This window comes from Chitinophaga vietnamensis, assembly GCF_902167635.1.
Lineage (GTDB): Bacteria > Bacteroidota > Bacteroidia > Chitinophagales > Chitinophagaceae > Chitinophaga > Chitinophaga vietnamensis.
In genome coordinates, this window is the sequence record NZ_CABHMS010000003.1 from 123,599 (window position 1) to 136,779 (window position 13,181).

Here is a 13,181-nt window from a genome sequence, read left to right on the forward strand (position 1 = left end):
TTTGCCTGTTTTCATTTTCTTGTTTTAAATATTGTTTACGCATGAAGCGTCTCAGAAGCTATGCCTTATTGGTAAGTACATTGCTGTGGTCGACGTATGCCTGTGCACAATGGGATGTGCGCGTAAAGAAGGTAAGTCGGGAGACGGCAATAGACTTGACACATTTTCTGAAGTGGCCGTCAGGTAAAGGTTTTACCTTCTTTGGGCCTGCTTTTGATCTGCATGAGCAGGTTGAAACAACCGGCTACTATCCGGAGAGATCTTCTTTTCCTGGTGCAATGGACGATACTATATGTAAGGCTTCCTTACCAAATTGTATCCATCTGGATAAAAGAAATTCATTCCTGTATATTAATTGTTATACAGACAATATTTCGGAATACACCATCGGGTTTGAGGATGAGAGGGGGCAAGTGTATGCCCGGTCGGTTAAGGTGACATGGGATCAGTATCAACAACCATTGGAAATACCTTTGATGCAACAAGGAGCTGATAGTGTTGCTGTTAGCAGGCTGTTTGTGAGTATAAAGAAAAAGCAAGCACATGACCCCTGGTCGTTTGTTGTTGGCGAGTTAAGGTTGTATACGCACCGGGTACAGGATGAACCAGCGAAAGGATGCTTTTTCTACCAGTTAACAGGTGATGCCGCAAATGCGGCGCCTTCCTATACTATTGCTGAAATAGGCAACTGTTATCCCTTGTCAGCGTTCACTATCTTCAGAGATACCTACGCGCAGGCATTTGCTTTTCAACCAGCATTTCCGTTATCAGGAGAGCATCTTGAAGATAGCGTTATTGCATTGTTGCAGCTGATTATTCATAAATATCCATATTATAAAGAACATCACCTGGATAAAAAGCGAATTGTGTCTTTTCTCGATACGCTGGGGAAATCAGGCGTGTCTTTTGACCGGAAGCTATCTGTAATTGACAGCCTGGCTAGCTCTTTTTCTGATGGACATTTTTATTTAGAGAAAAAATCTCCTGCGCTTAACAGTGGCCCTGTTTACGTCAAGAGAATCAATGGGCGCCTGGAAGTCATTGCTGTATTTGATCAGGCGCTGCAGGGTAAAGTGAAGCCCGGTGATGAACTTTTGTCGGTAGATGGCGTACCTGCCAACAGCTATATGAAAACCATCTCCATGCGTTATTATGGTGGCGAACAGGAGCGGGAGAATATGGCGGTATCGCGGCTGTTGTATAAAGCGCAGGGCGATTCTACTACTATAGAAGTGATGGATGAAGGGCAAAGAAAGATGGTTAGTTATTATTACAATAAAGCGATTGCTATCCCTGATAATTTCAAGCCGGTGCATAGAAAGATATCCTGGAAAGATGATGCGTGCTATTACCGCCTGAATAGATGGGATGCGGGCGATTGGCTCTACTTTTATAATCACCGCGAGCGTATTAGTAAAGCCGGCGCTATCATTTTCGACCTCAGAGGTAATAGCGGAGGACTGGAGGTAGAAGCATTTAAAATGCTCTCCTGTTTTCTGAAACAGCCTATATTGATATCCAGGAGCTCCTATGCTTACAGCGACAGTTGTGAAGTGGAAGGCCCTAATGTAGTAGTCCCGAATCAGTTTTTGAATCTTTCAGATAAGAAGGTGCTCATACTCGTAGATAATAACACTGCCTGCGCATCGGAAATTTTTACCAGCACACTCAGGAACTATGCCCGGGCAACAGTGATCGGCAATGAGAAAACTGCTGGCTCCTATGCAAGTGGCGATATATTCTATCTCCCTTTGAATATTACTATGCACGTGAATATCCTGAACAAATTTTCGCTCAATAACAAGATGGGTGGAAGTATAGAAATGAGAGGGATCAACCCGGATGTCCAGGTTCCTCTGGAAAGTTACCGGGACCTTTATCCTTATGATGATAAAATACTCAGCGTAGCATACAGCTTGCTCTCAAAAGAGCGCCAGGCGACCGTTCATAGATGAATTGCATGCGGTACGCAGGTTTATCCATTGGTATATATCATGTCGATATATAGTAAATACCTATTCTTTCACCATTCAATGTTTTCTTTATGGACAACCAGAAAAAAGAAAATCAAAAGAAAAAAATGAGGGACCTGATCAAACCCCAAAGAATTGATCTGACCCTCACAGGTTCAAATGAGTACAGGAATCTGGTGATTCCTTATTGCAACAGCGGCTACAGCAACACCAGCAGTGGCAGGACCTGCGAAACAGGCTACTCTTCAAATGCCTGGTGCGTAACCAGCCCCACAGGTGGAGATGAAGTGCTGTTCTGATGTGTTTTACCAAGGGTCATTGCGGAGCTTTCTGTTCCGTAATGGCCTTTTTTCTCACGCCACAAAGTTCTGTTATGATACCCGATCTTAAATTAAGCTATTATAATTTCTTTATTCCGCACCCGACAAGGAACATTTACCTTGTCTATAATTCCTTGTCCAACTCGATGATTGAGCTGGACTGGGAAGTAGGGCTCCGCTGTTCCAAACTGAACAGCATGGAAATCCATTACCTGGATGAAGATGTAATTGAGATGTTGATGAGCCATCAGATGATTATTCCAAGAGAGGTCAATGAATTTGAATTGGTGCGTGGCCGGGCCGCCGGCAACCGGAAGGTATTTGACTCGTCAGATACCTTGTTCATGGTGATCTCTCCTACCAATACCTGCAACATGAATTGCCCCTATTGTTATCAGGGAGATAAAACCGGTGATGATCATGATGTGAAATACCTCGGTAAGGAGAATATGGAGGCATTGAAACTATTCATGAAAGAAAGGATCATACATCCGCATGCTGCTCCGGTAAAACATATCCGCATTGAATGGTTTGGCGGAGAACCGATGATGAGAAAGAATACCATCGAGGAGTTTTCCACTTATGTGATAGCATTGGCCGAAGAACACGGCATAGATTATTCTGCCTCCATTATTACCAATGGTACCTTGCTGGATGAGAAAGCATTTGCATTGTTGGAAAAGTGTAAGGTAAGCAACCTGCAGATTACTGTAGACGGCAGCAAACGTATGCACGACTCTGTACGTTATTACCTGAATGGAAAAGGAACTTATGACAAAATACTTGCCAACCTCGTAGCCATGCCGGCTGGTAAATTTAAAATAACGATACGCATTAATGGAGATAAAGCTGTTTTCGATAACCTGACCGAAATGTTTGAAGACCTGGAAGCAAGTGGGGTGTGGCCTCAGCGTGCCAATGAAGTAGATTTTAGCTGGGCCCCGAAATTTTACAACTTTCTTGGATATAACCAGGATAAGGATGTTTACTACACCAGTTACGAATACCAACGATCAAAAGAAGAATTTACCCGGTTCAAGATGGAGCGGTATAATAAGTGGGCAGAGAAGAATAAACTGCCACCCAGAAAGCTGAATTTCGCTTATCCAAGTTTTGCAGAATTTTATTGTGGAACAGTAGAAAGCCCTAACTCTATTTCGGTGGATGATGGCGGCTATATCCACAAATGTTACAATACTATCAACGACAAAACGAAGCGTATACAGCATATCGGTGAATTCGATCCGTTGAAGGAAGAGCTGGATATGTACCGGAAGTTTGATAAAACAAAGCAACCAGATTGCCAGACCTGCAAGGTGCTTCCTATCTGCGAGGAGAATTGCAATATGCGGTTCATCTCGAATGCAGAAAGCAAAATATGCTCTGCCTGGAAATATTTTATGGAAGAAAGGATGGCAGCTATTTACGAGTATAATTTCGCAGGAGAGCAGGAACATGCATCAAAAATAGTTAGCCGGAACGGAACCGTTGAAACATGTTAAAAGTAGGAATAATTGACAGTGGCGTTAATCAGTCGGGTATTAAGATACCTTCCGACAGGATAACGGGTGTGCATTTTTATAAAGATGAAAATGGACAGATAATATCTGATGAGGATATTAACGATTTGCTGGGGCACGGAACTGCCTGTGTGGCTACGATATGGCAGTACAGCAATAATATACAGTTTTATATGCTGAGGATTTTTGATGAACAATGGAAGGCTGATCCGGATATCCTGGTAGCGGCGATCGCTGAGTGTATTAGTCAACAAGTAGATATCATCAATGTAAGCCTTGGTATTGAGTCAGATCAGATCAGTGCGCCGCTTTATGAAATTTGCCGCCAGGCTTATAACCGGCATATACCAATTATTGCCGCTGGTCGCCTGGATGATAAAATATGTTTCCCCGCATGCCACCCTGAGGTGATCGGCGTGGGGTGCCTGGATTTATCCGCAGCGGTGGAACTGGTATACATGGAACACGCCGCCATCGACTTCTATACAAAAGGAGAAATTACGTTTAATGGGCAGCTCTATTTCGGAACAAGCTTCTCTTGTGCAAAAGTAACCGGCGAAATGGTAATATTGATGGATCGCTTGCCTACACGCAATGTCAATCATCTTAAAGCTGCTCTTGCCAGCAAAGCCAGCCAGGCAGCGTTTCGCTATCCGCTTAAACTGCCTTGTGCTGTTCATGCCCCCGGCTATGAAAGGAAAGAACAAGTTATTGAAAAATATTTTGCACCGCTTTTGCGATACGATTTTGCTCAACGGGTGCTCGTTATGCCGCTCTATGACGAGGGCATGAAAGCTGTTTTTGCGGCTGGCGTAAAAGCATGCAGGGGATTGATCTATCAATATTGGCAACATAGTTATTTTGCTAATGAGGTGCCGTCTTTAATTCCGCCTCCCGAGTTGTGCGCAACATTTGATACTATCGCGCTGGGAAGATTAAGTTCGCTTTTAACCGCTTATAACAGCGGGCCGGTATACCAGCAGATAAAGCTCCTGTTGAAGAAAGGAAAACATTTTATTGTATATGATGAGGCAGACTATGGCCTGCTGCTTGAACTGAAAGCCGAAACCAAGACGCCGGTGCAAATAGCGTTATCGCTATTGCGCAAAGAGGACCTCGATGATTTCCGGTGTTTCGATGATATACAGCCGCTGGAAATACCAGTGGTAGCAACAGTTGGTACCAGTTCAGGGGAGATTGTTTCGCTCCAGGCCAGTCTTTACCGGCAGCTCAATAATGAGGGCTATGATGTGGCATATATTGCTCCGGTAGCACAAGGAGAACTATTGGGCGCCGACTTTTCCTATTCTGTGAATGATGCGCACTTATCCGACAATGATATCGAAACCGGGAAATCACTCCAATGGATATTAAAAGCAGTGCAACATTGCCGGCGTCCTGATCTTATTCTTACGGGCTTGCCAGGAGCAGTGGTGCCAACTGATGCACCTGGAGGATCCTCTCTGGCCGGACTGTCTTTCCTGAAAGGCATTCAGCCTGATGCACTGCTGATATATGTTACGGAAGAAGTACCGGTAGAACGAATATGGAGTAACTATCATACTGCCATCGGGCTAAGCGGTATCAGGAGATGTTGCTTTTTACTGGCTGGCACTGAAGGAAATCATCGCCTCGCCGCGTTGTACGATCTGTTGACCCCTTTCGGGATCGTGCTCTTTCAGGATACCTCAGGCATGTACCCTGGCCTTGAAAAGGTCATCAGGTCTTTTTTTTCATTACAACCAATACTTGAAACAACATAGCTGTTTGATCATGAAATGGAAAGACTACCAGGTATTTTTTTCTTATCTGTATCCCTTCTGGGTCAGGGAGTTGTTGTTGTTTGTATTGATGATAGCTGGTACACTTGCAGGACTGGCCTCTCCCTATGCGCTAAAGCTCATCATTGATCAGTATATACCAGGAAAGGATTATGCGGGATTGCTTGCTGTATTGGGAGTGTTGATCATCATTTACCTGTTGAGGATGTTGATAGGGTTCTGGTCGGATTATATAAGCACCTGGATCGCTAACAAAGTGGTGCATAATATCAAGCAAAACCTTTTCAGTAACCTTATGCGGCAGCCCTATGCTTATTTTGAAGAGAATAACCCAGGCGATATTATTCAGAAAGTAAACCAGGAAGTACATAAGATACAATATTTCCTCACCAATAGTATTTTAAGGCTTTCCTATAATATATTTTCCATTGCAGGCCTTTCGTCCATGCTGTTACTGCTCGATTACAAACTGTTCCTGGTAGCGTTGAGCGTGTTCCCTTTTTCTATCATACTCAACCGGCTATGGAACAGGAAAATAAAGGTATTAGTAGAAAAGATATCTGTGGCAGAAGGAGGGATATTTAATTTTTATATAGACCGGATACGGAACATGAAAGTGATCAGGACATATAACGCAGCAGGAAAAGAATCTTCAGCGCTTGAGGAGAAACTGGATCAATTATTTTCGTTGTATCGAAGATCTGGCATTTACTCATCGCTAAGCAGGAACGCATCTTCCTTCTTCCTGATGGCAGGTCCGCTGATAATGCTGGCGTATGGGGGATATCGTGTTATGTTGGGCGCACTTACCACCGGCACTCTGGTGGCATTCATACAATATATGAACCGCTTGTACGCGCCATCGAATGATATCGTCTTTTTCTATGTAGACTATGTAAATGCCAAGGTATCAATGAAACGGATACTTCCCTTGCTCGGTAAATTCGGCAAGTTGCCCTCTGGCAGGGATAGTGTTTCGGAGCAAGCAATTGCTTCTCTGCGTTTGAATAAAATTTGTTTCCGCTATAACCAGACTGAAATTATCAGCGCGCTCTCATTTGAGTTTGTCAGCGGCAAGAGTTATGCGTTGGTAGGCCTTAACGGATCTGGTAAAAGCACCCTGCTAAAAGTTATAGGCCGGCTGTATGATCCGCAGGAAGGAGATATCATTGTCAATGATACGCAATCGCTCGCAGAGATACCCGCTGCGGAGTGGTACGAGCATGTCAATATCATTCACCAGGAACCTTTGTTATTTATGGAAACGATCCGGTTTAACCTCGATTACGGTGGACGAGGCGCTACTGATCATGAAATGTGGGAAGCCCTGGAAGCAGTAGGCCTACGCTCCTTTGTTGAACAATTACCAGCGGGGCTGGATACTGTTTTGGGCGATGGTAAGACCGGTATTATTCTCTCGGGAGGGCAGCAACAGCAAGTGGTCATCGCACGTGCGCTATTGAGAGGAGGACAGGTGCTCATCCTCGACGAGGCTACATCTGCCATCGATTCTTACAAGGAACAACTCATTCTGCAGAATATCATCGACCGATATCGCTCAAAGATCGTTATCGCTATCAGTCACCGCCTCAGCACTGTCAGGGACCTTGACGAGATCATTGTATTGCATCAGGGCCGCATAGTGGAGAATGGAACGCACCATCACCTGGTAGCGAAAGAAGGACAATATTGTGCGATATTCGAAAGTCAGATGAAAGCAGCAGAACAGGTATCTATATAAATACTTTTCCCAAAAGAAAATCTTATGAAAGAATCTTATCTGTCACTCGTAGAGAGTTTTAAATCCTCCAAGGAAAATATTCAACAGAAGCATCCATTTTATTTCGACCTGGAATGGGAAGGCGAAGATGTATACAAGGATGTATGTATTGTGGGTGGCGGGCTGGCAGGATATCTGACCGCCATTGCTTTCAGAAAGTTTTTTGATATACCCGTTACCGTTATAGAGCCTTCCGGTATCCCGCCGATTGGCGTAGGGGAGGCCACCACGCCTTTATTGGCGGATTACCTGTTTGGCGCCCTGGAGTTGGATAAACAGGAATTCCTCAAGATGGTGGAGCCTACCTGGAAATTAGGCATCAAATTCTTCTGGGGGTTACCCGGTGACTACTTTTTTAATTATCCCTTTGATACGAAGGATATACTCTCCGCCTATATTCACGATGGAGATATTAACCGCTGTTCACTGAATTCAATGCTCATGTCCGAGGACCTGAGCTTCGTAGCAAAGATTGAAGATCACAAAGAAGTCAAGTACCATTCTCTTTCCAAGTCGCTAAAATATGCGTATCACCTCGATAACCGGAAATTTATTGATTATTTGAAATTTCAAGCGAGGAAGGCGGGCGTCGTGTTCCTTGACGAAGAAATTGTGGATGCCGTAACCGATGAAAAAGGCGACATCTCATATCTCATTAATAAAGAGGCAGACAAGTTTCAATATGACCTTTATGTGGATTGCTCCGGTTTCAGATCTCTGTTGCTGGAAAAGAAGATGAAGGTCCCCTATATTTCTTTCCAGGATAGCCTTTTCAACAATAGTGCAGTTACCACCGTGGTGCCTAATGGCGGGCACATCAAGTGTTATACCTATGCCGAGTCTATGGATAATGGCTGGTGCTGGAATATCCCGCTGAGGCATGAAGATCACCGGGGATATGTTTTCTCCTCGGATCATTGTTCAGACGAGCAGGCCTATGAAGAATTGCTGAGGAAGAACCCGGATATGGACAAAGATGTTAAGTTCATCCGCTTTCGCAGTGGCAGGCATGCCGCATTCATAACGGGCAATGTAGTAGCGATCGGGAACGCCTATTCTTTTGTGGAGCCCCTTGAATCAACAGGCGTTCACATGATTATCGATCAGATCATCGTGTTAATGAATAATTTCATCAACCTGAAACGTAATCCCACACTGAAGAAATTGCTAAACGACAACATGAATGAGCATTGGGAATACATCAGGTGGTTCCTTTCCATACATTTTAAGTTCAACAGGAAATTTGATACGCCCTATTGGAAAGCCTGCCGGTCCAACGCCAATACGAAAGGGTTCGACAAATTCATTTCCCTGTATAAAGAAATTGGCCTGCTCACCAGGCAGGATACCACTGTGCAGGATATGATCCGCCACGATGTGAGGGATACGATCTTTGACCTGTACGGGATCGATCATATTCTTTTCGGGCAAGGGGTGTTGCCGGATCGTATCTCCAGGATCAGCCTGGATAACAAAGAAGAGTGGAGCAGGATGACCAGCACCTGGGAGAAAATAACGAAATATACTATACCACTGAAAGATGACCTGGATGTATTATTACGTAATCCGCAATTGCTTTGATTTCGTATCTTTATAAATAGCTGAAAAGCATGTTGTTATAAAAAAGATGACTTTTTTGGAAAATAGTGTAACCTTTTTTTGCTGACATTGATCTAAAAAGGGTATTGTGTAATCATAAACTATTTAAGGAATGTCTGAACAGCAAATTTTTGCAATTGCGATCATTGTTTTTGTGGTATTGGGAATGTTGATCTTATTTTTTTATATACGGATGCGGCACAAAGAAAAAATGGAGCTGATAAAAAAGGGAGATTACGGTTTCCAAAGCAATTACCTGGAAAACATGAAGTACAATGTTTTAGGGAAGAGTATCGTTCTTATTGCCCTTGCGTTAGGATTCGGTATTGCCTTCGGGATAACGCAGCGCATGGAAGGTACGGCGGTAGTAGTGATTTACCTGATATCATTGCTGAGTTCCATTGGTATTGGTTTGTGCTGCTTTTATTTTATTATAAAAAAGGCACTCAAATAAGATGCCGGCAGACATACTTCAAAGCGCTATAGACGGGGATAGGGAAGCTATGAACCAGCTATTGGAAAAGCACCGTGATCTCGCTTTTTCAATAGCGTTGAAATATCTTAGAAATGCTGACGACGCGGAAGATATTGTTCAGGAGGCCTTCGTGAAGATATTTTTAAACATCAGGAAGTTTCGCAATGAATCAGCTTTTTCTACCTGGCTTTATAAAATAGTTTACTACGAGGCTTGCAGGCATATTGGCAAACAACGCAGGATATTGTCTATAAAAGAAGAAGTGAAAGACGAAACAGCGGTGCATGAAGATGTGGTATTGTTCAAGGATGAGCGAACCAATATCATCAGGCATTCCATGCAATGCCTGTCGGCCAATGAATACTTAGTCATGAACCTGTTCTATCTCCTGGAGAAGAGCATCACCGAAATACAACAGATCACTGGACAGTCGGGCGCGAACATAAAAGTATTGTTGCACCGGGGAAGAAAGAAGATAGCGGCATATCTGAATAACAGCGCAGCCACCGGCGAAATATAACGGCATGGCGAATTTATTAAATTATTAAAAAAATAAGATGAACGAAGAAGATATAAGAAAATTCCTGGGTGATGGTATCGCGCCTGTTAGTGCCCGTAATTTTAACGAAAGGGTACTAAGCCGGATACCTATGAAAAAAGAGAAGAAACATTTTATTTCTTTCGATGTAGTATTGGTTTTCTTATTGTTTTTTGCCTCAGTTGCAGCAGTTTGTTTATTGTTTTTCATGCCGGCTATGCAGGAGATCACCAGAACAGCGATCTTGCTCATTGCCACTGTAGTGGCACTTTTGGGTGTATGTCTTGTGTTAGTTAACCTGGTCGTTTCAGCGAGATATAGACTGATGGCTGATCAGCACCCTGCCTGATAACCCGTTTATCCGGATGTTTTATGCTCTAATAATGAATCGTCCGATGCGGACAGGGCTTGCTGTGCGCATTGGTGAAGCTATAACCTAATAACGGCTGATCATGAGAACGGCAATTATTTTCCTGGCATTCTTTTGCCTCACAGTTTCGCAAACCTTCGCTCAAACTACCGTTCGTGGTGTGGTGAGAGATAGTTTACAACGTGAGCATATGGCCGATATTGTTGTAGTACTAATGAATAGTAAAGATTCAATGCTGGTTAATGCCACGAGAACCAATACTAATGGTCATTTCGAGCTACAGGCAGATACCGGCTCCTACATTGTGCTGGTATCATCTGCTGACTATGCTGATTATACGGATGTTATTCATATAACCGGGCAAGCAGCACTGGATCTGGGTAATATCAACATGATTACACGATCCAGGCTATTGCAGGAGGTAGTTGTAAAAGGAGCCGTGGCGGCTATTAGCATCAAAGGAGATACCACTGAATTTGTTGCAGACAGCTTTCATCTTCAGCATGGCGCTTCGGTAGAAGAACTGTTGAAACGCTTGCCTGGACTTAATGTCGATAAAGATGGCAAAATAACAGCACAGGGAGAAGCAGTGAAAAAAGTGCTGGTGGACGGAGAAGAGTTCTTTGGAGATGATCCTACACTGGTAACCAGGAATCTTCACGCTGATATCATTGATAAGGTACAGATCTATGATAAGAAATCTGACCTCGCAACTGTCACAGGTATTAATGACGGGATTAAAGACAAAACGATCAACCTGAAATTAAAGGAAGAAGGCAAGAAAGGCAGTTTTGGAAAAGTAGTTGCTGGCGGCGGATTGCAGGGGTACTATGAAAATCAGGCTATGTTCAACTTGTTCAAGAATAAACGAAAAGTGTCTGTTTTTGGGACCTGGGCCAATACCGGCCGGGTAGGATTGGGTGCGCAGGATGATGAGAAATATAGCACGGGCAAGAACGAGTCTGTTACAAAAGATAATGAGCTGGATACCTGGAATGGCGCTTATGATGGACAGGGTATACCTGTTGCCCGCACAGGGGGCGCCCATTTTAACGATAAATGGAATGAAGACCGTCAATCAATAAACCTGAACTACCGCGTGGCAGGGCTCACGGTTGAAGGGGAGAACAATACCATTACACAAAATAACCTGCCCGGTGAAATCATCATTTCGCATACCAGCCAAACTTTTGCCAACAACAGCACCAGGAACCGGCTTACAGGGGAATACGAGATAAGGCCGGATTCCAGCTTGTCTATTAAGCTGAATGTTGCTGGTGGCTTGCAGCATACCACCACAGAAAATTTCTATATCACCAATACATTACGTGCAGACAGCGTCCTGCTCAATAATGGCGAGAGGCACCTGAACAGCGCCGGAGACCTGCATAATATGAATACCAATATTTTAATGGTGAAACAACTGAGGAAAAAGGGAAGGAGTATCTCCCTTCATCTGCATAATAATTATATCGACGAATCCAACAGGGGCTTCATCAGCAGTACAAACCATTTTCATATTGCCTCCGGCGATAGTGCGGCAACGGTGAACCAATACAAAGCTGATCTGTCAAGGTCCCTGTATCTCGATGGTAAAGTGGTGTTCACAGCGCCTTTATCGCGTTCCATGGTAATGTTGTTGAACTATAGCTTCTTTGCCAATAGCAGTCAATCTGATCTGGCTACTTATAACAAAGCCGGAAACGGCAAGTATGAGGAGATAGACAGTGCGCTGAGCAGCAGGTATCAGTTCGATCAGCGGATACACCAGGGGGGCGTCGCATTCAGCTACGACCACAATAAAATCCATCTCAATTATGGTTTGGATATGGGCTATGCCAATCTTCTTCAGCAGCATAAAAGTACAGGCGCGACACTCAGCCGCAATTTTGTGAATTGGTACCCGACGGCCGAAATTGCCTATGTGATCAGATTGCAGAAATCTGTTGGCATATATTACAAGGGAAATAACCAGATGCCAACCGTTAACCAGCTGTTACCGGTACCGAACGTGAACGATCCGCTGAATGTTTATATCGGCAATCCTGCATTGCGGCCTTCCTTTAGCCATGTACTGGGTGTGAAATACAATTCATATAAAACGGCAGCGCAACAATACCTGTTCAGTAATTTTAATTACGCCTTTTCCAATAACCAGATTGCCATTAATACCCTCACTGACACCGCCGGTAAAAATGTATACAGCTATGCCAATGTGGGCGGAAGCAGCAATTATTGGGGATACCTGGGTATTGGAAAGAAGATGCAGCAATTGGATATGAATGCAGGTCTGAATGTAAACATCAATGGCGGGCGAGGAGTGAATTACAGTAACCATATTAAAAATGTCCTCAGCTACAGTCGTTATGGAGTGGAGGCATATGCCAATAAATACCGGGAAAAATGGTTTGATGCCAGCCTGAAATTATCAGCTTCGTACAATACCAATCGATCTTCCTTACAGGAGTCCGCATCTGTCAATTATTGGCTGTATATGATTGGTCCTGACCTTACCCTGTTTTTACCAGCAGGATTCAAGATACATACTGATTTTAGTTATCAGCACCGGCAACGTACTACTTTGTTTACCGATAACCTGGATGTTTTGCTATGGAATGCCTGGCTGGAAAAGCGCCTGATCAGGGACGGCAGCCTGCTTGTTCGCTTGTCGGCCAATGATCTGCTAAATCAGAACCGTGGCTTCAGCAGATCGGTAGCCAATAATTTTATTATACAAAACAGCTACACAACTATACAACGGTTTTTCCTGTTATCTGTGAGCTGGAATTTCGTTCATAACAATGATTTAAACAGTAATAAATAAA

10 protein-coding genes are annotated in these 13,181 nt (G+C 43.7%); all 10 read left to right on the forward strand.

Annotation, left to right across the window (positions count from 1 at the left end; genetic code table 11):
• Positions 1 to 41: 41 nt before the first annotated feature.
• The 10 genes from FPG75_RS08660 (at position 42) to FPG75_RS08705 (ending at position 13,180) form a co-directional block, all read left to right on the forward strand.
• Complete coding sequence (locus tag FPG75_RS08660; RefSeq protein ID WP_143306389.1) at positions 42 to 1,955, forward strand: S41 family peptidase; 1,914 nt, start codon at positions 42 to 44, stop codon at positions 1,953 to 1,955.
• 89 nt (positions 1,956 to 2,044) lie between these two features.
• Positions 2,045 to 2,272, forward strand: a complete 228-nt coding sequence (locus FPG75_RS08665) for a hypothetical protein (protein WP_143306390.1) — start codon at positions 2,045 to 2,047, stop codon at positions 2,270 to 2,272.
• 74 nt (positions 2,273 to 2,346) lie between these two features.
• Positions 2,347 to 3,795 carry a radical SAM/SPASM domain-containing protein gene (locus FPG75_RS08670; protein ID WP_161596732.1) on the forward strand — a complete coding sequence of 483 codons (1,449 nt, stop codon included), beginning with the start codon at positions 2,347 to 2,349 and terminating at the stop codon, positions 3,793 to 3,795.
• Complete coding sequence (locus FPG75_RS08675) at positions 3,789 to 5,576, forward strand: S8 family serine peptidase (protein WP_143306392.1); 1,788 nt, start codon at positions 3,789 to 3,791, stop codon at positions 5,574 to 5,576. The genes FPG75_RS08670 and FPG75_RS08675 overlap by 7 nt, the downstream gene beginning before the upstream one ends.
• Positions 5,577 to 5,586: 10 nt before the next feature.
• The gene (locus FPG75_RS08680; protein WP_143306393.1) at positions 5,587 to 7,335 is read left to right on the forward strand and encodes an ABC transporter ATP-binding protein; all 1,749 of its coding nucleotides are present in this window, start codon (positions 5,587 to 5,589) and stop codon (positions 7,333 to 7,335) included.
• A gap of 24 nt (positions 7,336 to 7,359) precedes the next feature.
• On the forward strand, positions 7,360 to 8,955 hold the full coding sequence (locus FPG75_RS08685; RefSeq protein ID WP_143306394.1) for a tryptophan halogenase family protein: 1,596 nt from the start codon (positions 7,360 to 7,362) through the stop codon (positions 8,953 to 8,955).
• A 130-nt stretch (positions 8,956 to 9,085) separates the two neighbouring features.
• Positions 9,086 to 9,427 carry a DUF6249 domain-containing protein gene (locus tag FPG75_RS08690; protein ID WP_143306395.1) on the forward strand — a complete coding sequence of 114 codons (342 nt, stop codon included), beginning with the start codon at positions 9,086 to 9,088 and terminating at the stop codon, positions 9,425 to 9,427.
• A gap of 1 nt (position 9,428) precedes the next feature.
• Positions 9,429 to 9,968, forward strand: coding sequence for an RNA polymerase sigma factor (locus FPG75_RS08695; RefSeq protein WP_143306396.1), 540 nt, complete (start codon positions 9,429 to 9,431; stop codon positions 9,966 to 9,968).
• A 37-nt stretch (positions 9,969 to 10,005) separates the two neighbouring features.
• Positions 10,006 to 10,335: a hypothetical protein gene (locus tag FPG75_RS08700; RefSeq protein WP_143306397.1), complete on the forward strand. Its 330-nt coding sequence runs from the start codon at positions 10,006 to 10,008 to the stop codon at positions 10,333 to 10,335.
• Between the two features lie 103 nt (positions 10,336 to 10,438).
• Positions 10,439 to 13,180 carry an outer membrane beta-barrel protein gene (locus FPG75_RS08705; protein WP_143306398.1) on the forward strand — a complete coding sequence of 914 codons (2,742 nt, stop codon included), beginning with the start codon at positions 10,439 to 10,441 and terminating at the stop codon, positions 13,178 to 13,180.
• Position 13,181: the final 1 nt, after the last annotated feature.